The following is a 21,938-nucleotide window of genomic DNA, read 5'->3' on the forward strand; positions in this document are numbered from 1 at the left end:
GCTTGTGGCCTCTTATTCGGTGAGTACGGCGACCTGGTAGGCCGTGTATTTGCGCAGATTGATCACGCCCGTGTCGAGAATCAGGTACTGGCCCTTGATGCCCTTGAGGATACCCTCCACCACCGGAGTCTTCTCCAGGTCATGGCTGGCGACCTTGGTCGGATAGGCATCCACCGGATAACGGATTTCCAGCACTTCGACATCGCTGACCGGCTGGATCGCCTGCAAGCCGAAACGCTGCTGCAGCGCGGCGATGCCTTCGGCGCAGCTGCTCATCAGCTGCTCACGCACGCCAGCGAGGTCCACAGGCTCGGCATCGCCCTTGAGCAAGGCGCGCCAGTTGGTCTTGTCCGCCACCTGGGTGCGCAGCAGGTCTTCGACGAAGCCGGATTGCTGGCGGGTAGCCACGCGGAAGATCGGCAGTGCCTGACTGGCGCCCTGGTCCAGCCAGCGGGTCGGCAGCTGGGTGGCGCGGGTGATGCCGACCTTGATCCCGGAGGAGTTGGCCAGGTACACCACATGATCGGTCATGCAGAACTGCTCGCCCCAACTGGGCTCCCGGCAGGTGCCCAGTTCGTGATGGCACTTCTCCGGGCTCATGATGCAGCTGTCGCACTGCGCCAGCTTGGTGAAACAGGGATAGCAGTAGCCCTGGGCGAAGCTCTTCTTGGTCTTGCGCCCGCAGTGGCTGCAATGGATCGCGCCGAGAAACTCCAGGCGGATGCGCTTGCCCAGCAGCGGGTTGACCGGCACCTCGGTCTCGTCCAGGCGGAAGGCGTATTGCGCCGTCTCGCCCAGGCGGATGCTCATCTTGCTCAGCGCACCACGGCCCAGCTCGTCCATGGCCTGGGTCATCAGTGTAGGGTGTCGTTGGATTTGAACAGCAGGTTCGGGATCGGCTCGGCGTGCGACTGGCATTCCTGCGGGCCCATGTAGCCGGTGCGCTCTTCCTCGGGCAGGTTCTGCACTTCCCAGGCGATCATGGCCTGCAGCGACAGCTCCTTCTGCTCCTGGGTCAGCTTGCGGCCGTCCGGCCACTTGCCGATTTCCACCGCCAGCTTGAGGCTCTGGTAGATCTCGGGGGTGATGTTCTCGATCATTTCGGCAAAGGACGACATCCAACGGACTCCGACAGCGGGAAGCTAAACAGGGGGCCAAGTTTACCGGCGCGCACGCGCCAGTGCACCGCCGATCAGGCCGGCGGCACATCCGGCGGCCAGCCCGCCGACGTGGGCGGCATTGGCGATGGCGCCGAAGCCCAGGGTGTCGATCACCCCGGACAGGCAGACCAGCAGCCAGATCAGCATCATCGCCAGCACGCCGCGCGGCAGCGCGTAGGCCGGGGTCGGCGCCAGCAGCTGGAAGATCCAGCAGTAGCCGAGCAGACCGTAGAGCACGCCGGACAGGCCGCCGAACAGCGAGGGGCCACCGAACCAGAACTGGGCGAAGTTGGACAGCAGACCGAACAGCAGAGTCAGGCCAAGCAGCGCCCAGCCACCCTGGCGTGCCTCGACGCGCCGGCCCAGCTCCCAGTACCACATGCCGTTCATCGCCAGATGCAGCACGCCGAAATGGATAAGCATCGGCGACACCAGGCGCCACCACTGCCCCGCCTCCAGAGTCGCCAGCCAGGGTGTGAAGTAGAGGTACTCGCCGCGTATCTGGAAATCCTGAAAGGTCAGCCAGCGCAGGGTGGCGAAGTTGTCGCCCAGCAGGGTGATGGCGGCGACCGCCAGCGTCACCAGCAGCACCAACGAAGTCATCCAGCTGGCGCGCAGCTGTGCGACCATGCCTAGGCGAGCCGGTAGCGCAGGCGTCGGCAGTTCCGTCTCCGCGGCACCCTGCGGATAGCGCAGGTACAAGGCGCGCACCTGCTCGGCCAGTGTCTCGGCCGGCACCCAGAGCACCTGGGCATCGCGCTCCTCGCTGACCCGATGCGGCACCTGCAGCCGGCGCAGCAGGCCGACGAAACCGCTGAGGTCTTCCTGCAAGGGACGACGCAGCGCCTCTACCGGACTCACTGCGGCGCCTCCGGCCGCTCTACCTCGACCCAGACGAACTTGTTCGGGTCGATCTGCAGCTCGTCGTCCAGACGGTAGGCCACCAGCTTGCCGTACATCACCGCGCTGTAGTCCAGGCAGGCCAGGTTGGGGCGCAGCGGCGCCGGGCGGCCGCGGCGCCAGTAGTGACCGACGAACAGCATCGGCTCGTCCAGGCCGTATTGCAGCAGGCGGCCCTTGTCAGTCGGGGTCAGCGGCAGGCTGGCCACGTTGTCGGGCAAGGCGTCGGGCTGGAATACCACGTCGCCATAGGTCTGCGGGTCGTCTTCCCAGAATTTGGTGCGGAAGTAGGCACGGGTGAAGCCTTCCTCGCTGGTCAGGGTCAGGCCCTGGGGCAGGCGCAGGTCGGTGCCACGCAGCAGGCGCTCGAACACGCGGTTGGCGAAGCTGCCCGGTACCGCCGAGGCGACCACGAAGTCGCGGTCGATGCGGCCGTCCGGATAGTCGGCCTTGAGCGCGCCGATCAGGCTGTCATCCCAGCAGGCATGCACCAGGCGGAAGCGCCCGGCGTCAATGAACAGCGGCATCTGCTGGAACCAGTCGAGGAAGTCGCGCCAGTCCTGCGGATGTTCGGCGAACTGGCGGAAGGTCTGCTGCAGCAGCCGCTCGTGGCGCGGCGTGTGCTCGCGCACATGGCGCCGCTCGCTATCCGGCGGCGCCTCGGTGTACCAGCCGAGGGCGTTGTATTCGTGATTGCCCATGATGCACAGGGCCTGGCCGGCCTCGACCATGGCATGCACCAGGTGCAGCGCCTCGCGGATGCGCGGGCCGCGGTCGATAAGGTCCCCGAGGAACAGCGCCATGCGCTGTGGATGACGCCAGACGCCGCCCTGCTGGCGGTAGCCCATCTGCTCGAGCAGGCGCGCCAGACTGCGCCCGCAGCCGTGCACGTCGCCGATCAGATCGTAGCCGCGCGCCGGATCGAGCAGCATCTCAGTCGTGGCTCCACTGGCGGCCGCCCCAGCCGAGCTTAGTGCGGCAGGCCTCGTAGTAGTTGTGGTCGAGCGGATGGATCAGGCGCAGCTTGTGCGGCTTCTTGGCCACCGTGATGGTGTCGCCGGGGGCGCAGGTGAAGTGGTTCTGCCCATCACAGGACACCAGCGGGTAGATCGGCAGGTCATCCGCTACCACGATCTTCAGCTCGCTGTTGCCATCCACCACGATGGGCCGGCTGGACAGGGTGTGCGGGTACATCGGCACGATGACGATGGCGTCCAGCTTGGGGTGCATGATCGGCCCGCCGGCGGACAACGAGTAGGCGGTGGAGCCGGTCGGCGTGGCGATGATCAGACCATCGGCCTTCTGGCTGCAGACGAAGTGGCCGTCGACGAACAGCTCGAACTCGATCATCTTGGTCGACTTGCCCGGGTGCAGCACCACGTCGTTGAGCGCATCGCCCTGGCCGATGGCCTCGCCATGGCGGCGCACCTCGGCCTCCAGCAGGAAGCGGCTCTCCTCGAGGAAGCGCCCTTCCAGCACTTCGGCGACCTTCACTTCCAGCTCGTCCGGCTTGATGTCGGTGAGAAAGCCCAGACTGCCGCGGTTGATGCCGAGCACCGGAATCTTGTGCCGGGCCAGGGCGCGGGCGGCGCCGAGCATGCTGCCGTCACCGCCGACCACCACCACCAGGTCGCAGATCTCGCCGAGGTTCTTCCGCGAGCAGGTCTGCAGGCCGTGGCCGGGCAGCACCTCGGCGATGGTGTCTTCGAGGATCACGTGCAGGTGACGCTCGAGCAGGAACTTCTTCAGGCGGCGAATGGTGTCGAGCACCTGGGCGCTGCCCAGGCGGCCGATGATGCCGATATTGCGAAATTGCTCCATGGGGCGCTCTGCAACGGGGGAGTTGCCCGGATTATGGGCGAAAGCCGCTGATCGCAGCAAACCGCCTCGGCTATGCTCGGCCGATGAATCTGCCACTGGATGACCTGTTGGCGCAGCTGCGCCAGCCCCAGGTGCGTGACCTGGCCTGGGCCCTGCTCTCTCCCGCCCTGCTCGATGGCAGCGAGCTGCCCCTGCGCCATCCACTGGCCGCCAGTCGCTGGCTCGTCGAGCCACAGCGCCTGGTCGACTGGCTGCTGCACCAGGAAGCGCACAGCGCGGCACTGCGTGAGCACCTGGCCAACGGCTCCAGCCGCCTCGGCCGCTATTACGAGCGACTGTGGCAGTTCGCCCTGCAGGCAGCCCCGGACGTGCGGCTGCTGGCCGCCAATCTGCCGATACGCCAGGCCGGCCATACGCTGGGCGAGCTGGACCTGTTGCTGCAGGACGACGAGGGCGTGCACCACCTGGAGCTGGCCATCAAACTGTACCTGGGACCGGACGTGCTGCCCGGTACGGACGCCGCCGACTGGCTCGGGCCGTCCAGCGAGGATCGCCTGGGACTCAAGCTGGACCATCTGGCTCGCCACCAGTTGCCGCTGGCGTCCAGCTTGGCGGCCCGGACAACGCTGACGGAGCTGACAACGCAACCACCCCGCTCCGCCGCCTGGCTGGGTGGCTACCTGTTCTATCCCTGGCCCGGCGACTGCCACCCGCCCTCGGGCTGCAACCCCGAGCACCTGCGCGGGCGCTGGTTGCGCCGCAGCGACTGGGCGCGGCTGGCCACGGCGGGGCAACACTGGCAGCCCCAGGCTAGGCAGGCCTGGCTGGCGCCGGCGCGCGTGCCGACAGCGGCACTCTGGTCGCCCGCACAACTGGCGGCAAGGATGGAGGGATTGCCCGAGCAAGCACCGGCACAGCTGCTGGTGCGTCTGGAGCGGGATGGCGATGAATGGCGCGAGGGCGAACGGCTGTTTCTGGTCAACGACCAGTGGCCGCACTGCGCCCCGCGCTAGGTATCAGTGGCTGCGTTCGGTACGTCCGCCGGAGCGAGCCAGGTAGCCCGGGCCGCTCTCGCACAGCAGCGCGCCACGCTGTACCGCCGGTAGGGCATCCAGGCCGTCGCGCAGGGCGTAGGCCGAGAAGCCCATCTGCGACAGCAGGAACACGGCGCTGGCGCTGCGTTTGCCGCTGTCGCAGTAGCACAGGTAGGTCTTGCTCTTGTCCAGCAGGCGCACCTTCAGACGTAGCAGGTGCAGCGGCATGTTCAGCGACTGCTGCGCATGGCCGCGTTCGTACTCCTCCTGCAGGCGCACGTCCAGCCACTGGGCGCCGGCCGACAACAGGCGCGCGGCCTCGCCGAACGACACCTCATCCACCACCGGCGCCTTGAGCAGAGCGAAGAAGTCATGGCGGTCCAGACGCAGCACCATGCCAGGCTCGATCATGGTCACGGTGGCGTTGCGTGGCTGATCGGAAAGCAGTGCCTCCTCGCCGAAGCAGGCCCCCACCTCCAGCTCGGCCAGCACCTGGCGGCCACCCTCACCTGCGCGGAACACCTCGGCGCGGCCGCTCTTGAGGAAGTAGCAGCAGTCGCCGCCCTCGCCCTCCACCAGCACCCGGCTGCCGGTTGGCAGATCGATCGGGCGCAGGCGCTCGAGCATGGCGCGCACGTTGGCCGGCGGCACTTTGGTGAACAGCGGGTTTTCCAGCAGGCGCTCCAGCCACTCGACGTCGTCGCCATTGCTGCCCAGGTCCAGCAGCAGGTCCTGGTAGGCCAGACGCCAGGTCAGCAGGCGGCTGAGATTGGCACTGTCCAGGGCCAGTACGCTGACGTCGCTCAGCGCGCGCGCCTCGTGCTGGCGCGGCAGGGTCGGCGACAGCGGATGACAGCTGGCCTCACTGCCGGCCTGCAGGCGCTCCTCGCGGCCGTCGACATCGCGCAGCAGCAGCTCGCCGGACAGCAGGTAATAGGTGGTGCGGGCCTGGTCGCCCTGGCGGAACAGCAGCTGGCCGGCCAATAGCGGCTGTGGCACCAGCTGGGGACGCAACTCGCGCCATTGCTGCTCGGAGAGCACGTTGAGCGGGGTAAAGCTGCGCAGCTGTTCGGGATTCAGCGGCTCGGTCATCGACACCTGTCCTTCATTATTCTTGGCGTACTGCTGCCAGTTCTTCCAGGCGTTGGGCCATGGCCCGGCGCCCCTGCAAGCCTCCGGTATGGAGCAACAGCAGGTGCGTACCCGGAGCAAAGTAACCGGCCTCCACCTCGCCGCGCAATGCCAGCATGGCCTTGCCCGTGTAGAGCGGTTCCAGCGGCAGTCCGCCGGCTCGCTCACAATCATCGATGCACTGCGCCAATGGCCCATCGATCCTGCCGAAACCGCCACGACTGGCGTCCAGCAGACGGTAGCCCGCATCGACCCGCCCCGCCTCATGCAGGATGGCCTGCAGCTGGCTCTCCACGCCATGACCGGGCGGCACCGCCATGGCCACGTGCACCTGGCGTTCGCCGCCTTCGGCCAGCACCAGCCCGGCCGCCGTGGTACCGGTGCCGGCGGCCAGCCACCAGCCGTGGTAGTCGTCCCAGCCCAGCTCGGCCAACTGCGCCCTGGCCAACTCGACTATAGCTGCGCAGGCCCGGGCCGCCAGCAGACCGCCACCGCCTTCGCTCACCGGCAGCAGCCGTGGATAGCGCTCGCGCCAGGGCTGCCAGAAGTCCGCACGATGCCGGTCGCGATAGCCGGCGTAGCCGAGCCAGTGCAGACACATGCCGCACTCCTGCAGATCGCGGGTCGTGGGCGTGGCCTGGGGCTCGCCGCGCAGCAGGCCGACGGTTTCGAAACCGAAGCGCCGGCCGGCCGCGGCCAGGGCATGCAGGTGATTGGAATGAGCGCCGCCCAGGCTGATCAGACCGTCTGCGCCCGCAGCCGCGGCCGCCTCGATATGCGGCTTGAGCTTGAACCACTTGTTGCCGGAGATCAGCGGATCGAGCAGGTCCAGGCGCAGCACGGCCACCTCGACGGCGGCGCGCGCGAGCCATTCGAACCGCAGGGGCTGCAGGGGCGCGGATGGGTTCCAGGGCGGCAGGACAATAGGCATGCGGGAGCTGATTGGCTGGGCGCCAGGGGTCAGGCGCCGGGCTCCATGGTAACCGCTCAGCTCACGGTGCGCAGGCGCGCTCCGGCCTTGTGGCGCGCGCAGCAGTTGGATTCGCCAACCACGAAGCGGCTGGGCGTCTCCACCCGATCGATCGGCATGGAGCAGCGATCGCCGGACGGCAGGCTGGCCTCGCACGTGGGCTGCTGGTAGTGCGCCAGCCACTGGCGGTACTGCTCCTCGGAGACGAAGCACTTGGCCGCCGCGTAGCTCAGGGGGTTGTTCTGGTAACGCGCGATATCCTGCAGCGGGATGGTCAGGTGGCCGGCACCCGGGTGATAGACGACGAACACCACGCCGAGCTTGGCCAGGCGCTCGAGTATCTGCTCGCCGCCCTGGCTGGCGAGGTCGTCGCGCTCGCGCTTGAGGCGCTCCAGCTCGTTCTGCAGCTGGGTCTCCTGCTCGGCGCGGTAGGCCAGCTCGACGTCGCGAATGGCCACCTGTTCCTTGAACTCCGCCACGGCGGCGGCAACCCGGGCCTGCAGCTCGGCATCGAACTGGGCGCGCAGAATGTCCGCCTCGGTGCGGCCATGGCGCTCCAGATCGCGCAGCTGGCGGGACAGCTCCTCGCGGGTCTGCTGCATGCCGTCGGCCTGGGCGCCCAGCTGCTCCTTGAGGCTGGCATTCAGCTCTTCCTGCTGACGCAAGGCCTGGTGCAGGTTGTGGATCTCGGTCTGCAGCGAGCGCTGGCGCTCATCGGCGGCCAGCTTGAAGCGCGCCTGCTCTTCCTCGTACTGCTTGCCCAGGGTGCTGATGCGCAGACGCTGCTGCTTGATCAGCTGGGCGGTCTTCAGGCGGTGCTCCTGCTCCTTGCGCTCGGCCTGCTTGTCGGCCTCTTCGCGGGCGGGGTCGGGCGCCTGCCACTTATCTTCGGCGGCCACCAGCAGACGCTCCGGCAGCATCACGGCGGTCTCTTCTTCCGCCAGCAGGCCAAGGGCGTTGCGCTTGACCACGTCGCGGATCACCGCCAGGTCGTTCTTGCCGGGCGCCAGGCTGGGGTCCCACAGGTGCATCTGGTGCCAGGACACCGGGCACTGGCTGCGGCAGGCCAGGCGGATCGGGCCGGCGCCGAGGTCCGGGCCACGCCCGGCATTGTCGGCCAGATGGCGCAGCGGCAGGTTCCAGCCCTTGTCGGCCGCACCGTTCTCATCGAAGTCCAGGTAGAAGAACACCGCGGCACGCACCATCAGGCGCGGGTTGATCAGCACATAGGCCATGCGCATCTGCTGATCGGCGAACTCGGGCATGTTCACCACGTTGTCGAGCAGGGCCTCGAATTCGGGGAAGAGCATTTGCTTGCAGACGCCCTGTTCATTGAAGAACAGCACCGCTTCGACCATCTGCGCTTTGTTCTGCATGCTCATGGATTTTCCTCAAGGCCACCGGGATCACGATCGGCGCGCTACGGTTGTTCCGCGCGTGCACATAACCTGCGAAGCAGGCGCCATCCATTGTTCAGGCAAGTCTAGGGGAAAACGGAACGCGGGCAATGTGACTGGGTTGGCAGCGCCCTGCCGCCGCGCGGCAGCAGACCGGCGGCAGGGTGAAACTGTGACGGGCTGGGCGAATCAGGCCTTGGCAGCCGCCAGGAAAGGCGCCAGACGTCGACCCATTTCCTCGCCGAGGGCCTGCAAACCGCTCATCGGACGGACCATCACCTCGAACTCGACGATCTTGCCGCTCTCGTCGAAGCGGATCATGTCGATGCCCTTGAGCTCGCGCTCACCGACGCGGGCCGAGAACTCCAGCACCACATTCAGGCCATCGGCACTGACCAGCTCGCGGTGATAGGCGAAATCCTGGAACACCTGCAGCACGGTGTTGAGGATCATGTTGACCACCTGCGCGCCCGGATAGGGCGTGTGCGCCATCGGCGAGCGGAATACCGCCTGGGCATGCAGCAGCTCGGGCAGCTGGCGCAGATCCTTGGCGGCGATAAATTGGTGCCAGCGCTGCAGGCTGGCGGCGGCAGCCGGTTGCAATTGCAGATCGGTGGACATGGGTTTCTCCTTGTTGTTATGGGCCACATAGCAAACGCCCCGCACTGGGCGGGGCGTTTCCGTTACAGCTCGGCGGCGAGGCGCGAGCCCTGGTTGATCGCCCGCTTGGCGTCCAGCTCGGCCGCCACGTCGGCGCCACCGATCAGGTGCACACTCTGGCCGGCGGCGACCAGGCCGTCGTGCAGCTCACGCAGCGGGTCTTGGCCGGCGCAGACGATCACGGTGTCCACCGGCAGCACCTGCGGCTCGCCTTCGGCGATGCGGATGTGCAGGCCGGCGTCGTCGACCTTGAGGTACTCGACCGAGTTGAGCATCTGCACGTTCTTGTTCTTCAGGCCGGTGCGGTGGATCCAGCCGGTGGTCTTGCCCAGGCCGTCGCCGACCTTGGACTTCTTGCGCTGCAGCAGGAACACCTCGCGGGCCGCCGGATGCACCTCGGCCTTGATCCCGGCGATGCCGCCACGGGCATCCAGCGCGGTGTCGATGCCCCACTCCTTCCAGAACGCATCGCGGTTCAGGCTGGTGGTCTCGCCGGCGTGAGTGATGAACTCGGAGACGTCGAAGCCGATGCCGCCGGCGCCGATCACCGCAACCTTCTGGCCGACCGGCTTGCGTTGCAGGATGGCGTCCAGGTAGCTGATCACCTTGGCGTTGTCGATGCCTTCGATGGCCGGGGTGCGCGGCACGATGCCGGTGGCCAGGATGATCTCGTCATAGCCGCCCTTGGCCAGGTCGTCGACATTGACGCGAGTGTTCAGGCGCAGGTCGACACCGGTGGTTTCCAGCTTCTTCTTGAAGTAGCGCAGGGTCTCGTAGAACTCTTCCTTGCCCGGCACGCGCTTGGCCACGTTGAACTGGCCGCCGATCTCGCCGGCCGCGTCGAACAGGGTCACGCTGTGGCCGCGCTCGGCGGCCACGGTGGCGGCGGCGAGACCGGCCGGGCCGGCGCCGACCACGGCGATCTTCTTCACGGTGGTGGTCGGGATGTAGTTCAGCTCGGTCTCGTGGCAGGCACGCGGGTTGACCAGGCAGCTGGTCAGCTTGCCGCCGAAGGTGTGGTCCAGGCAGGCCTGGTTGCAGCCGATGCAGGTGTTGATCTCGTCGGCACGGCCTTCAGCGGCCTTGTTGACGAAGTCCGGATCGGCGAGGAACGGACGGGCCATGGACACCATGTCGGCATCGCCCTCGGCCAGTACCTGCTCGGCCACTTCCGGGGTGTTGATGCGGTTGGTGGTGCACAGCGGGATGCTGACCTCACCCTTGAGCTTGGCGGTGACCTTGGTGAAGGCCGCGCGCGGCACCTTGGTGGCGATGGTCGGGATACGCGCCTCGTGCCAGCCGATACCGGTGTTGATGATGGTGGCGCCGGCCTTCTCGATGGCCTTGGCCAGCAGGACGATCTCGTCCCAGGTACTGCCGCCCTCGACCAGGTCGAGCATCGACAGGCGATAGATGATGATGAAGTTCGGGCCTACGGCCTCACGCACGCGGCGCACGATTTCCACCGGCAGGCGCATGCGGTTCTCGTAGCTGCCGCCCCAGCGGTCGGTACGGTGGTTGGTGTGGGCGGCGAGGAACTGATTGATGAAGTAACCCTCGGAACCCATGATCTCGACGCCGTCGTATTCGGCCTGCTGGGCCAGCAGTGAGCAGGTGACGAAGTCCTGGATCTGCTTCTCGATGCCTTCCTCGTCCAGCTCGCGCGGCTTGAACGGGTTGATCGGCGCCTGGATGGCGCTCGGCGCCACCGATTTCGGGCTGTAGGCGTAGCGGCCTGCATGCAGGATCTGCATGGCGATCTTGCCACCCGCTTCATGCACCGCCTTGGTGACGATCTTGTGCTTCTCGGCTTCCTCGGCGGTGGTCAGCTTGGCCGCGCCGGAGTAGACGCCGCCCTCCTCGTTCGGGCCGATGCCGCCGGTGACCATCAGACCGACGCCGCCACGGGCACGCTCGGCGAAGTAGGCCGCCATGCGCTCGAAGCCACCCGGCTTCTCTTCCAGACCGGTGTGCATGGAGCCCATCAGGGTACGGTTTTTCAGGGTGGTGAAACCCAGGTCCAGAGGGGCCAGCAGGTTCGGGTAGGCGTTGCTCATGGTCATCTCCACAGCGTCGGGCTTATTCACGTCTGCCACGCACTGATCCGCACGTGGTCGTTGTTGCGGCAGACGATAAAGAGCGGCCGCCGACCGCTCAATGATCGAAAAGCACAAGTTATTGATCGTAACTAACAGCCCGACTAGGCAAAGGCGCCGCCTTGTCCTAGGCTGGCGGCTTCCTTGCCACCAGGCCACATCATGCTCAAGTTGCTCCACCGCACCTTCTGGCTGCTGCTCGTCACCCTGCTGATCGCCTACGCCGCCTGGATCCAGTGGCGGCCCGCCAGCCATTTCCTCAGCGACCTACGCAGCTCGCTGGCCTTCAGCCTGGGCAGCGACCAGGGCCGCGGCAACCTGCTGGGTATCCAGCCCGAGCTGTACCGCGCCGACTACCGCAGCCCCCTGCACCTGCACCGCAAGCTGGCCGCCTACCTGGACCAGGCCCAGGCCGAAGGCCTGCTGAATCCGAAGACGGTGGTAGTGCTGCCCGAACATATCGGCACCTGGCTGGTGGCCGTCGGCGAGAAGCGCGAGGTATTCGCCGCTCGCGACCTGGCCGAGGCGCGCATCTGGCTGGGGCTGAGCCATCCGCTGGAACTGATCCGCGCGCTGCTGGCCAACCAGGGCACGGCGCGCTTTAGCGACGCCCTGCTGCGGATGAAGGCCGAGCAGATGGCCGCCGACTACCAGAACCTGTTCGGTGGCCTGGCCGAGACCTACGGGGTAACCATAGTCGCCGGCTCCATCGTGCTGCCGGAACCACGCGTCGAGGAAGGCATGCTGCAGGTCGGCGACGGCCCGCTGTACAACGTCAGCCTGGTGTTCGGCAGCGACGGCATGCCGCTCGGCCAGCCCCAGCGCAAGGTGCTGCCGCATCGCGATGAGGACAGCTTCACCGCCGCCGCCTCGGACCAGGCACTACATGTGGTCGCCACCCCGGCCGGTCGCCTGGGCGTGCTGATCGGCACCGACAGCTGGCGGGCGGAGAGTTACGCACCGCTGGTCGCGCAACAGGTGGAGCTGCTCGCCGTGCCGGCCTTCCTGCATGGCAACGACCACTGGAACGGCATCTGGTCCGGCACCCCCGACGATCTGCGCAGCCGCGCCAGGGAGTTCAGCGAAGGCGAGGCCTGGTTGCGCCACTCGCTGCCGGCGCAGCTGCAGGAAACGCCCGCCCGCGCCGGCATCGCCGTGTTCATGCGCGGTCAGTTGTGGGGGCTGGGCAGCGACGGGCGCAGCATGGCGGTGCAGCACGACAATCGGCAGGTGGTCGACGAAGCGCCCGGCGCCCGCCTGCTCAACCTGTGGCTGTGAGATGAAACCGAGCCGCGTCCGCCTCGGCGACCTGTCCGTCGCCTTCGTCCACGGCCTGGTGGCCGCCCTGGCCGAGAAAGGCCTGGCCGCCGACGACCTGCTGCGCCAGTTCCGTCTGGACGCCACCCGCCTGGCCCTGCCGCGCGAGCGCCTGTCGATCCCGCGCTACATGCGCCTGGGCCACAGCGCCATCGGCCTGTGCGGGGACCGCGCCCTAGGACTGGAGATGGGGCGCCACAGCCATATCAGCCAGGCCGGTCTGGCGGGCGTCACGGCCGGACAGGCACCGACGCTGCGCGAGGCGGCACGCACGCTGATCCGCTTCGAGCCGCTCTACGCCCACAACTACCGCGGCCAGTCTAGCTTCACCGAAGATGCCGGCGGCGCCTGGCTGAGCTTCTACTCGATCAGCCCGTACAACGATTTCAACCGCTTCGTGGTGGACTCGGTGCTGTCCAGCTGGCGCCACCAGCTCGGCGCCCTGCTCGGCGAGACACTGGCGGTGGAACGGGTGGAAATCGAGTTCCCCGCCCCGGACTATGCCGAGCGCTACGAAACCTGCTTCGGCTGCCCGGTGGAATTCGGCGCCGCCCACAATCGTCTGCGCCTGGCCAACGCCAGCCTGGACCAACCCCTGGCGCAGCACTGCCCCAGCACCTGGCAGCAACTGCTGGAGCTGGCCGAACGGGAACTGGAACAGCTGACTCGCACCCGCAGCCTGCGCGAGCGCATCACCCACCTGCTGGGGCCGATGCTGCACGGCCGCGAGCCGGAGCTGGACGAAGTGGCGAGGAAACTGCAATTACCCAGCTGGACGCTCAGGCGCAAACTGGCCGAGGAAGGCACGCAGTTCCGCACCCTGCTCAATGAGACGCGGCGGGATCTGGCGATGGCCTATATCCGCGATACCGAACTGGCCTTCGGCGAGATCGCCTACCTGCTCGGCTTCGCCTCGGCAGAGGCCTTCCAGCGCGCCTTCAAGCGCTGGAGCGGGCAGACTCCCGGGGAGTTCCGCCGCAGCCAGCGCCTGCAGGCAGGTTAAAGCTCGGTGGCGTCTTCGGCCGGTTCGGCCGGGTCCTGCTCGATGGCGCGAGACTCGAGAAGCTCTTCGACGTAGTCATCCATAGGTTCTTTCTCCTGTCGTTAGGTCTTGATTGAAACAAAGACCATGCCAACAGACTGAAGATTCCCGATGACAAAACGGTGACGGCGAAAATTTTCCGCCAGATGCGAAAAGCCCCCAGTTCTTGCGAACTGAGGGCTTCTCTATATATGGCGCAGCGGACGGGACTCGAACCCGCGACCCCCGGCGTGACAGGCCGGTATTCTAACCGACTGAACTACCGCTGCGCGTCGGTCTCGCAAGAGATATGGTGGGTGATGACGGGATCGAACCGCCGACCCTCTGCTTGTAAGGCAGATGCTCTCCCGGCTGAGCTAATCACCCGAGTAGCCTTGCGAGGTGGCGCAATTTACGCAGAGGCCTTTGCTAAGTCAATACCCTGCTTGAAATTTTTCTTCGGGATCGATTTTCACGACTGCCTTGCTCATGCCCGATATGGGTGCCGAGGGCACCCGTCTGGTGCAATCGCAATCAACCCGCGCGCAGCAACAGGCGGGTAGTCACCAGCCCCTTCTCGGCCCGCTCCAGCCCCGCCTCGTCGACTCGCACGCCCTGCTCCTCCAAGCTCACCAGCCAGCGCAACAGGCGCGCGAACTCGGTGGGCTGCAGGCTGACCTGCAGGCCGCCATCGCCCTGGTTGTCCAGACGCTCGACATTCAGGCCCTGGCTGGCGGCGCTGCCGGTCACCAGGCCCTGCAGGGCGGTGGCGTCGATGCTGACCTGCGGGCGCCCCTGCAGCGCCCTCACCTGCGGCGCATGCTCCTGCAGGTAGGCGTGCAGCGCCCGCTGCTGCTGGAGGAAACTGCGCGCCTGCTCCAGGTTCTGGCTGACCGGCCGCCACAGCAGCAGATAGAGCAGCACCAGCGCCAGGAAGCCGCCGAGCAGCACCAGTGCCAGACGGTCACGCGCCGGCATCCCCTGCCAGCGGGCGGTCAGCGGATGATGGGCAATCCGCGCCTGCAGTTGCGAAGCCAAGCCACTCATCCATTACCTCCAATCACCAGGCGTGCGCTGACGCCGCTGTCTTCACGGCTCGCCGAGCCCATGTCCACCGCCAGGCCGGCCTCCTGCAGGCGCGTACGCAAGCTCTCCAGCGAGGCAAAGTCGTTGGCCTGCAGGTTGAGCGCCAGGTCGCCGCGCTGGGCATTGAAGTCCAGTTGCTGCACCTGCACCTTCGCGCCCTCCTGGTTGATCGCCGCGGCAGCCTGATCGAGCAAGCTGAGCAACTGGCTCTGCCCTCCTCCCGCGGCCTCGGCCAGATGCTGATCGAACTGCGCGCGCAGGTTGATCAGCTTGTTGTCGTCGGGAAACAGCTCGCGATACAACTCCTGGCTGGCCTGGGCATAGCGTTCGCCCTCGCGCTGCAGGTACCAGCCCTGCGCCAGATTGAACCCCCATTGCAGCAGCAGACACAGGCCGACCAGCGCAGCCAAGGGCCGCCAGCGCTGCCACTGACCGGAAGGCTCGCGCCGGGCAAACGGCCCCTGCGCCAGATTGCACTGCGCCCGCTGCTGGGCCAGCCAGGGCAACAGCTGGGCCACTTCGTGAGCCTCATCGACATCCGCGGGCGCCGCTTGGCCGTTCGCCACATAGGCAACCCGTGGCGACGGGCAGAGGCCGGCCAGCTGCGGCCAATCCTCGCTGCGCAGGGCTAGGCGCGCCTCACCGGTGCCACCGAGCAGCCAGCGCTCGCCCAGGCACAGCAGCTGACTGCCCTCCTCGACCAGCAGATCGGCATCCACCTCGATGCGCTGCGGCGGGTTGTCGCCACACAGCGCCAGCCAGCCGGACAGCCAGGCACGGCGCACCGCATAGACCCGATGACGGCCGTCGGCCAGCTGACCGCCGACGCTCAGGTGGAACTGCTCCACGTCTTCGGCCAGCAGCTCCTCCACGGCGAACGGCAAGGCCTTTTGCAACCAGCGCGCCTTGGTGGTGGGCAGCTGTACGGCGCAGACGGTCACCGCCTCCACCGGCAGCACCAGGCGCCAGGCCTGATCCTCACGCGGCAGCGCTTCGGCGAAGGGGCGTTGGCTGCAGATATCGCCATCGACCCGCCAGACCGGCAGATCGGCCGCCGTTTCGGCACAGGCCTGTGGCGGAAGAAAAACGCTGAGCAGACTCATTCCTCGGACTCCTCGACGGGCATGGGCGCCAGGCCCTCCTGCCCCAGATCGCGCGCCATGACACGCACGCGCCCATCATTACCACGTTGCAGATAGCTGGCCAGTACCTGGCGCCGGTCACCCAGCAGCACTTCGGTGGTGACACGAAAATACTGGCTACCGGTCAGCAACCCCTGAGGGCTCACCGCATAGGCGGTCAGCTGCTGGGTGAACGCAGCGGTATCGCGGTAACCGGTACGCCCGCGTCCCTCGATGACGGTCTTCAGCGCCGACTCGGGGATGTTGTCACCCAGGCAGGCCAGCACCTGGGCACTGGCGGTATTGATATTCAGCCCGATGTCTCTCGGCAGCGCACTGACGAAGGGCGCCAGACGCCGATAGTCGGTCTCGCTCATGCCCAGCAGCAGGCGCAGTTCGGAGATATCGGCGATGCGCCCTACCCCGGTCCGGTAGGGCGGCTTGAGCAGCAGGTACTGATCGTCCTCGGCGCCGGACATGCCGCCGGGGTCCTGATCGCCATCGACCCAGTCGAGCAGGCGATCGGCATAGGCCGGACTCAGCTGCAATGTCTGCAGCAGGCGCCGCAGCCGCAGCAGTGCCTGCTTTCCGGCCTCGCCATCGGCGGCCAGGCTGTTGAGGTTGAAGCGCCCGGATAGGTCCTCGATGCGCAGGCGCAGCTCGCCACCTTCGTCCAGCGGGAAACTCAGCTTGGGATTGGCCCAGGGCTCGGCCAGGTGATCCACCTGGTCGGTGCTCACATCGCGCCGCAGCATGGCCTTGGCCAGCAGCTCGCCGCCCTCGGCGTAGTACTGCGCCTGGCGCACCAGCAACTGGTTGCCGGTGCTGCGGATCGCCAGCTGCTGGCGCAGCAGCAGTGCGGCGCAAATGATGGTCACCAGCGCCACCACCAGCAGCACGGTGATCAGCGCGACTCCGCGCTGGCGCCTCATCCTTGCGGCTCCTGAGGCAGCTCCGGGCTGGGCTCTTCCGGCAACAGCTCGCCGCCGTCCTCTTCCCCATCCTCGCCATTGGGCGGCGTGACCTGCTCCTGCGGCGGCATCTCCGGCATGCGCCAGAGACGCCGCAGCTCACCGTAGTAGCGGTGCTCGATGGTCAGCTCGACGGCCTTGGGCAACTGGCGCAGCGCCTCGTCGGCGCGACTGTTGGCCGCCGGCCAGCTCTGCAGCCAGCGCCCCTCCTCGTCGAGAAAGCGCAGCTCGAAGCGCTTGACCCCATCCAGTGCCTGCTGCACCCGCGGCTGACTGTCCTGGGCCTGATCCAGCACCGCCCAGTAGGCGCGCTGCCAGCGCTCGCCTTCCAGCTGCCAGCGCACCCGCTGCAACGTGGCACGCGGCTGACCGAGCGGGTTGCGCCAGCCGCTGCGGGTGAACTCCAGCTGGGTATCGCGCCCGCTGTCGCCACGCATGGACGGCAGCGGATCGCCCAGCGGATCACGCACCGGGCGCGCATTCACCTGCAGCAGATCGCGCTCGAAGGCGGCCATGGCCTTGGTCAGCTCGCGCAGACGCAGCTCCTGCTCGCGCTGGCCGCGATCGGTCTGCATCACGCTGTCGAGCATGCGGTAGGTGGCCATGGCCAGCAGAGCGAAGATGGCGATGGCAATCAGCACCTCCAGCAGGGTGAAGCCGCGCTGCCTCATGGCTCGACCCCGACGAAGCCACTGAGGGTGACCAGCGCGTTGTCCTCGATCTTGCCGCGCAGGCCGCGCTCGGGGCGCAGCGCCACCCGCACGGTGACGCGCAGCATCTCCGGCTCGCTGGTGGCCTGCACTTCGCTCTGCCACATCCAGCGGCGCCCGGCGTAGGTCTCCTCGCCCTGCTCGCGCCCCTCGCCGGGAGGACTGTCCGCCAGCTGGATGTCCTGCAGGCGGTTGTCCGCCAGCCAGGTGGCGAAGGTCTTGTCCTCCAGCCGGGCAGCCGTCTTCAGCGAGCGGGCGCTGGCGCTGAGCACACTGGCGGCGACCACGGCGAAGATCGCCAGGGCCACCAGCACCTCGAGCAGGGTGAAGCCACGGCCACGCCTCATCCGGAGCGACCCTTGGCATTTTCCGGCTTCAGCTCCGGCTCGGCGAAGCCGTCGCTGCTCAGCAGCAGCACCGGTGCGCCGCGTTCGCGACCACCGGCCAGGCGCAGGGTGAAAGGCGTCAGCTCGCCACTGGAGAGGATCAGCAGCTGCGGCGGCTTGGGTGCGGATTTGTCCTTGTCACCCTTGGCCGTCGGCAGGCCGACATTCTGGTCTTCCACCTCGATACTCAGCTGGACCCACTCCGGCAGCTCGTGAACCCTGTTATCCAGCGGTTCCCAGCGCGACTTCAGCGGCTCGTAGCGCAGCACCTGGTAGCTGTGCGTCTCGAAACGCACGCCATACTCGCGGTTGTCCAGCACCGCCTCGTCGAGCAACACTCGCAATAGGCTGTTGAGCCGTTCGGCCTCGTCGTTGAGCTTGCGCGCGGGACTGCTGGCCAATCCGCTGCCGATCACGGCGAGGCTGGTCAGCACGCCGAGCAGCACCAGCACCACCAGCAGCTCGATCAGCGTGAAGCCCCGCGCAGCTCGCATCGGAAATCAGAGGTCCCAGTTACCGATATCGGCATTGGTGCCGTCGCCGCCTTCCTGGCCATCGGCGCCGAGGGAGTACAGATCGATCCTGCTGCGGGTGCCCGGCGACAGGTACAGGTACGCGTTGCCCCACGGGTCCACCGGCAGCCGCTTCAGGTAGCCCTCGGTGTTCCAGTTCTTCGCCGGTGGGTTGCCGGTGGGCTTTTTCACCAGGGCTTCCAGGCCCTGCTGGGTGCTCGGGTAGTTCTGGTTGTCCAGCTTGTACATGTCCAGCGCCGCACCGATGGCGCGGATGTCGTTCTGCGCCGCGGTAACCTTGGCCTGGTCCGGACGGCCCATCACCTGCGGCACCACCAGGGCGGCGAGGATGCCGAGGATGACCACCACCACCATGATCTCGATCAGGGTGAAACCGCGTTGTTGCTTGTTCATCAATCAACCCACCAGTTGGTTCAGAGAAAGAATCGGCAGGAGGATGGCCAGCACGATCACCAGCACCACCGCTCCCATAAACACCAGCATGAACGGCTCGAACAATCCCACCAGCAGGCCGATGGTGGCCGCCAGGTCGTTCTCCTGGTTGCGCGCGGTGCGCGCCAGCATCTGGTCCAGCTCGCCCGAGCGTTCGCCGCTGGCGATCATGTGCAGCATCATCGGCGGGAACTGCCGGCTGGCCTCCAGGGCCCGCGACAGGCTGCCGCCTTCACGCACGCGCTGGGTGGCGTTGGCCACGTCGGTGCGGATGATGCGGTTGCTCACCACTTCGGCGCCGATGGCCAGGGCCTCCACCAGCGGCACGCCGCTGCGCACCAGGATGGCCAGGGTCGAGGCGAAGCGTGCCGTCTCGGTAGCCGCGATCAGTCCGCCGATCAGCGGCAGACGCAGCAGGAAGGCATGCCAGCGCCGGCGCAGGTCGTCGTTGCGCAGGGCACGGCGGAAGGCGATCACGCCGAGCACCGCGAGCACGATGACCAGCGCGCCCCAGGCCTTGACCAGTTCGCTGAGCAGGATCAGGCCGCGGGTCAGCGCCGGCAGGGTCTGCCCGGAGTCGACGAACACCCGCACCACGTCCGGCACCACGTAGCCGAGCAGGAAGCCGACGATACCCAGCGAGGCCAGCATCAGGATCACCGGGTAGAGCAGCGCCATCTGGATCTTCTGCCGCGACTGCTGGCGTTGCTCGGTGTAGTCGGCCAGCTGCTCCAGCACCGGCGCCAGGTGCCCGGCATGCTCGCCGGCCGAGACGGTGGCGCGGTACAGCTCGGGGAAGGCGGCGGGAAATGAACCGAGGGCATTGGCCAGGCTGTGGCCTTCAAGCACCTTGGCGCGCACGGCGATCAGCATCGACTGGATGCGTGGCTGGCGCGACTGGGCCGCGGCGGCGCGCAGCGCTTCCTCGATCGGCAGCGCGGCGCCGATGAGGGTCGCCAGCTGGCGGGTGACCAGGGCTAGGTCGCGGGCCGACAGGCCGCGGCGCAGGCTGAAGCCACCCGAGGTCTCGCTGTGCTCCTTGCGGTGCGCCGGCTCCACCTGCAGCGGCGCCAGCTGTTTCTCGCGCAGCAGCTGGCGTACCTGGCGCGCGCTGTCGGCTTCCAGTACGCCTTTCTGCTGGCGGCCCTTGGTGTCGAGGGCGACGTATTCGAAGGCGGCCATTAGGGTCTGCTGATGTTTTTTCGCGAGCCGCGTTGCAGCGTCAAAAGACGCCAGGCTAGGCGCGGGACGCAGGTAATGGTGCCCCCCTTGCCAAGTCCCGCAACGCCGCACGGCGTCTTTTGGCGCGCAACCCGCAAGGACGGGCCGTTTTTTGCGCGGCGCGTCGTTACTCGTCGTTCATTTGGAATCACCAAACTTCTCTCCTCGCGCCTAGCTCCGCGCAAAAAACGGCGCCGTCGCGGCCGTGAAAAAACATCAGCAGACCCTAATCTTCTCGAGTCACGCGCAGTACTTCTTCCAGGGTGGTCACCCCTTCCAGCACCTTGCGCCGACCGTCGTCGCGGATGCTCGGGCCGAGGCTGCGGGCGTGCCGCAACAGTTCCTGCTCACCGACGCCGTTGTGCACCAGGGTGCGCATCTTGTCGTCGAAGATCACCAGTTCGTAGATGCCGGTCCGGCCGCGGTAGCCCTGCTGGTGGCACTCGGGGCAACCCTTGGCGTAGTAGATCTGCGGCAGGCTGTGCGGATCGAGGCCGAGCAGGCCGCATTCGGCCTCGTCGGCCAGGCGCGCCTCGCGGCAGTGCACGCAGAGCACGCGCACCAGGCGCTGGGCCAGCACGCCGAGCAACGAGGAGGACAGCAGGAAGGGCTCGACGCCCATGTCCACCAGGCGGGTGACGGCGCCGACGGCGCTGTTGGTGTGCAGGGTGGACAGCACCAGGTGACCGGTCAGCGAGGCCTGCACCGCGATGTCGGCGGTTTCCTGGTCGCGGATCTCACCGACCATCACCACGTCCGGGTCCTGGCGCAGGATGGCGCGCAGGCCGCGGGCGAAGGTCATGTCCACCCGCGGGTTGACCTGGGTCTGGCCGATGCCTTCCAGGTAATACTCGATCGGGTCTTCCACCGTGAGGATATTGCGCGAGCGGTCGTTCAAGGTGACCAGGCCGGCGTACAGGGTGGTGGTCTTGCCCGAGCCGGTGGGGCCGGTGACCAGGATGATGCCGTGGGGCTTGCGCAGGTTGTCGTCGAGCAGGCGGCGGTCGCGCTCGCTCATGCCCAGGTGCTGCAGCGACAGGCGCCCGGCCTGTTTATCCAGCAGACGCAACACCACCCGTTCGCCGTTGGCCGAGGGCAGTGTGGATACGCGGATATCGACCTCGCGGCCGCCGACCTTGAGCGAGATGCGCCCGTCCTGCGGCACGCGCTTCTCGGCGATGTCCAGGCGCGCCATGACCTTGACCCGCGACACCAGCAGCGCGGCCAGTTCGCGGCGCGGCTCGATCACTTCGCGCAGGATGCCGTCGACGCGAAAGCGCACGACCAGGCGTTTCTCGAAAGTTTCCAGATGGATGTCGGAGGCGCCGGCCTTGATCGCCTCGCTGAGGATGGCATTGATCAGGCGAATGATCGGCGCATCGTCTTCCTGCTCGAGCAGGTCGCCGGATTCGGGAGTGAGTTCGGCCAGGCTGGCCAGGTCGAGTTCGGCGCCGAGGCCCTCGGCCATCTGCCGCACCTCGGAGGAATCGCGCTGGTACGCCAGGGTCAGCTCCTGCTCGAAGGCTTCCGGCTCCAGCCAGTGCAGCGGCAGTACGCGACCGGCGAAGCGCTGGGCCTCCTGCACGGCCGCCAGGCTGGCGCCGCGACGCACCTGCAGTTGCGCCTGGCCAAAGGGCTCGCGCAGCAGCACGCCGTGGCGTTTGGCGAAGGCGAATGGCAGGGAGCGCAAGGTAGGACCTGCCGGGGCCGCTAGTGCGGCGTGGGTATCGGTGGACATGTGCGGGCCCGTTCCTGAAACAGAAGATCCATCTAGCTGTTGTTTTTGTTGTTATGCGGCACGACTGAGGCGTCAAGTTAACGGATTTCCAAGCAAAACTGCAGTGCGGATTTCGCAGGTTTGTACAAACAGCGACAACGCTAGCGGCGAATTGTTATGGCCGTGGGTCGGAATACATCGGGCAGACAAAAAAGAACCCCGGCATTTGCCGGGGTTCTGGTACTGCAAGGAGC

General features: G+C 67.1%; 22 protein-coding genes and 2 tRNA genes. 3 read left to right on the top strand and 21 right to left on the bottom strand.

The window, feature by feature from the left end; all coding sequences use genetic code 11:
• Positions 1 to 12 precede the first annotated feature (12 nt).
• From OH686_RS04185 to OH686_RS04205, 5 genes are read right to left on the bottom strand one after another with little or no spacing between them, the layout of a single operon-like run.
• The gene (locus OH686_RS04185; protein WP_289538817.1) at positions 13 to 843 is read right to left on the bottom strand and encodes a DUF2797 domain-containing protein; all 831 of its coding nucleotides are present in this window, start codon (positions 841 to 843) and stop codon (positions 13 to 15) included.
• Between the two features lie 11 nt (positions 844 to 854).
• Entirely contained in the window at positions 855 to 1,118 is a 264-nt protein-coding gene (locus tag OH686_RS04190; RefSeq protein ID WP_021699693.1) for a YeaC family protein, read from the bottom strand.
• 42 nt (positions 1,119 to 1,160) lie between these two features.
• Positions 1,161 to 2,021, bottom strand: a complete 861-nt coding sequence (locus OH686_RS04195; RefSeq protein WP_289536361.1) for a rhomboid family intramembrane serine protease — start codon at positions 2,019 to 2,021, stop codon at positions 1,161 to 1,163.
• Positions 2,018 to 2,989, bottom strand: coding sequence for a metallophosphoesterase (locus OH686_RS04200; RefSeq protein ID WP_289538820.1), 972 nt, complete (start codon positions 2,987 to 2,989; stop codon positions 2,018 to 2,020). Before OH686_RS04200 ends, OH686_RS04195 begins: the two co-directional genes overlap by 4 nt.
• Positions 2,990 to 2,993: 4 nt before the next feature.
• Positions 2,994 to 3,881, bottom strand: coding sequence for an NAD(+) kinase (locus OH686_RS04205; RefSeq protein WP_137972561.1), 888 nt, complete (start codon positions 3,879 to 3,881; stop codon positions 2,994 to 2,996).
• An 83-nt stretch (positions 3,882 to 3,964) separates the two neighbouring features.
• On the opposite strand from OH686_RS04205, the gene OH686_RS04210 reads away from it, so the two are divergent.
• A complete protein-coding gene (locus tag OH686_RS04210; protein WP_289536362.1) occupies positions 3,965 to 4,894 on the top strand; it encodes a DUF1853 family protein in 930 nt (309 codons plus the stop codon).
• 3 nt (positions 4,895 to 4,897) lie between these two features.
• Here OH686_RS04210 and OH686_RS04215 read toward each other — a convergent pair whose 3' ends face one another.
• The 5 genes from OH686_RS04215 to OH686_RS04235 form a co-directional block, all read right to left on the bottom strand.
• A complete protein-coding gene (locus OH686_RS04215; protein WP_289536364.1) occupies positions 4,898 to 6,007 on the bottom strand; it encodes a cyclic nucleotide-binding domain-containing protein in 1,110 nt (369 codons plus the stop codon).
• A 16-nt stretch (positions 6,008 to 6,023) separates the two neighbouring features.
• Positions 6,024 to 6,977 (bottom strand): 1-aminocyclopropane-1-carboxylate deaminase/D-cysteine desulfhydrase, encoded by a 954-nt coding sequence (locus tag OH686_RS04220; protein WP_289536366.1) that lies wholly within the window; start codon positions 6,975 to 6,977, stop codon positions 6,024 to 6,026.
• A gap of 56 nt (positions 6,978 to 7,033) precedes the next feature.
• Positions 7,034 to 8,398 (bottom strand): chromosome partitioning protein ParA, encoded by a 1,365-nt coding sequence (locus OH686_RS04225; RefSeq protein ID WP_289536367.1) that lies wholly within the window; start codon positions 8,396 to 8,398, stop codon positions 7,034 to 7,036.
• 204 nt (positions 8,399 to 8,602) lie between these two features.
• The gene (locus OH686_RS04230) at positions 8,603 to 9,034 is read right to left on the bottom strand and encodes a nuclear transport factor 2 family protein (RefSeq protein WP_289536369.1); all 432 of its coding nucleotides are present in this window, start codon (positions 9,032 to 9,034) and stop codon (positions 8,603 to 8,605) included.
• Positions 9,035 to 9,096: 62 nt separating this feature from the next.
• Positions 9,097 to 11,130 carry an oxidoreductase gene (locus OH686_RS04235; RefSeq protein ID WP_502942771.1) on the bottom strand — a complete coding sequence of 678 codons (2,034 nt, stop codon included), beginning with the start codon at positions 11,128 to 11,130 and terminating at the stop codon, positions 9,097 to 9,099.
• A gap of 201 nt (positions 11,131 to 11,331) precedes the next feature.
• Between OH686_RS04235 and OH686_RS04240 the strand changes: the two genes are divergently transcribed.
• Both OH686_RS04240 and OH686_RS04245 read left to right on the top strand, forming a co-directional pair.
• Complete coding sequence (locus OH686_RS04240; protein WP_289536370.1) at positions 11,332 to 12,447, top strand: carbon-nitrogen hydrolase family protein; 1,116 nt, start codon at positions 11,332 to 11,334, stop codon at positions 12,445 to 12,447.
• A gap of 1 nt (position 12,448) precedes the next feature.
• The gene (locus OH686_RS04245; RefSeq protein WP_289536372.1) at positions 12,449 to 13,489 is read left to right on the top strand and encodes an AraC family transcriptional regulator; all 1,041 of its coding nucleotides are present in this window, start codon (positions 12,449 to 12,451) and stop codon (positions 13,487 to 13,489) included.
• Between the two features lie 231 nt (positions 13,490 to 13,720).
• Here OH686_RS04245 and OH686_RS04250 read toward each other — a convergent pair.
• The 11 genes from OH686_RS04250 to gspE form a co-directional block, all read right to left on the bottom strand.
• A tRNA-Asp gene (locus OH686_RS04250) sits at positions 13,721 to 13,797 on the bottom strand.
• A gap of 21 nt (positions 13,798 to 13,818) precedes the next feature.
• A tRNA-Val gene (locus OH686_RS04255) sits at positions 13,819 to 13,894 on the bottom strand.
• Between the two features lie 147 nt (positions 13,895 to 14,041).
• Positions 14,042 to 14,554, bottom strand: a complete 513-nt coding sequence (locus OH686_RS04260; RefSeq protein WP_289536374.1) for a type II secretion system protein M — start codon at positions 14,552 to 14,554, stop codon at positions 14,042 to 14,044.
• Positions 14,551 to 15,696, bottom strand: a complete 1,146-nt coding sequence (gene gspL, locus OH686_RS04265) for a type II secretion system protein GspL (protein ID WP_289536375.1) — start codon at positions 15,694 to 15,696, stop codon at positions 14,551 to 14,553. Before gspL ends, OH686_RS04260 begins: the two co-directional genes overlap by 4 nt.
• On the bottom strand, positions 15,693 to 16,646 hold the full coding sequence (gspK, locus tag OH686_RS04270; RefSeq protein ID WP_137972551.1) for a type II secretion system minor pseudopilin GspK: 954 nt from the start codon (positions 16,644 to 16,646) through the stop codon (positions 15,693 to 15,695). Before gspK ends, gspL begins: the two co-directional genes overlap by 4 nt.
• Positions 16,643 to 17,356, bottom strand: coding sequence for a type II secretion system minor pseudopilin GspJ (gspJ, locus tag OH686_RS04275; RefSeq protein WP_289536377.1), 714 nt, complete (start codon positions 17,354 to 17,356; stop codon positions 16,643 to 16,645). The genes gspK and gspJ overlap by 4 nt, the downstream gene beginning before the upstream one ends.
• Positions 17,353 to 17,742 (bottom strand): type II secretion system minor pseudopilin GspI, encoded by a 390-nt coding sequence (gspI, locus tag OH686_RS04280; protein WP_289536378.1) that lies wholly within the window; start codon positions 17,740 to 17,742, stop codon positions 17,353 to 17,355. Before gspI ends, gspJ begins: the two co-directional genes overlap by 4 nt.
• Positions 17,739 to 18,275, bottom strand: a complete 537-nt coding sequence (gene gspH / locus OH686_RS04285) for a type II secretion system minor pseudopilin GspH (RefSeq protein ID WP_289536379.1) — start codon at positions 18,273 to 18,275, stop codon at positions 17,739 to 17,741. Before gspH ends, gspI begins: the two co-directional genes overlap by 4 nt.
• Positions 18,276 to 18,281: 6 nt before the next feature.
• Positions 18,282 to 18,707 carry a type II secretion system major pseudopilin GspG gene (gene gspG / locus OH686_RS04290; protein WP_289532697.1) on the bottom strand — a complete coding sequence of 142 codons (426 nt, stop codon included), beginning with the start codon at positions 18,705 to 18,707 and terminating at the stop codon, positions 18,282 to 18,284.
• Between the two features lie 3 nt (positions 18,708 to 18,710).
• Positions 18,711 to 19,928, bottom strand: coding sequence for a GspF family T2SS innner membrane protein variant XcpS (xcpS, locus tag OH686_RS04295; RefSeq protein WP_289532699.1), 1,218 nt, complete (start codon positions 19,926 to 19,928; stop codon positions 18,711 to 18,713).
• A gap of 265 nt (positions 19,929 to 20,193) precedes the next feature.
• Complete coding sequence (gspE, locus tag OH686_RS04300; RefSeq protein WP_289536381.1) at positions 20,194 to 21,705, bottom strand: type II secretion system ATPase GspE; 1,512 nt, start codon at positions 21,703 to 21,705, stop codon at positions 20,194 to 20,196.
• Between the last annotated feature and the right edge of the window lie 233 nt (positions 21,706 to 21,938).

Origin of the sequence: Pseudomonas sp. SO81 (genome assembly GCF_030374125.1) — a bacterium.
GTDB lineage: Bacteria > Pseudomonadota > Gammaproteobacteria > Pseudomonadales > Pseudomonadaceae > Aquipseudomonas.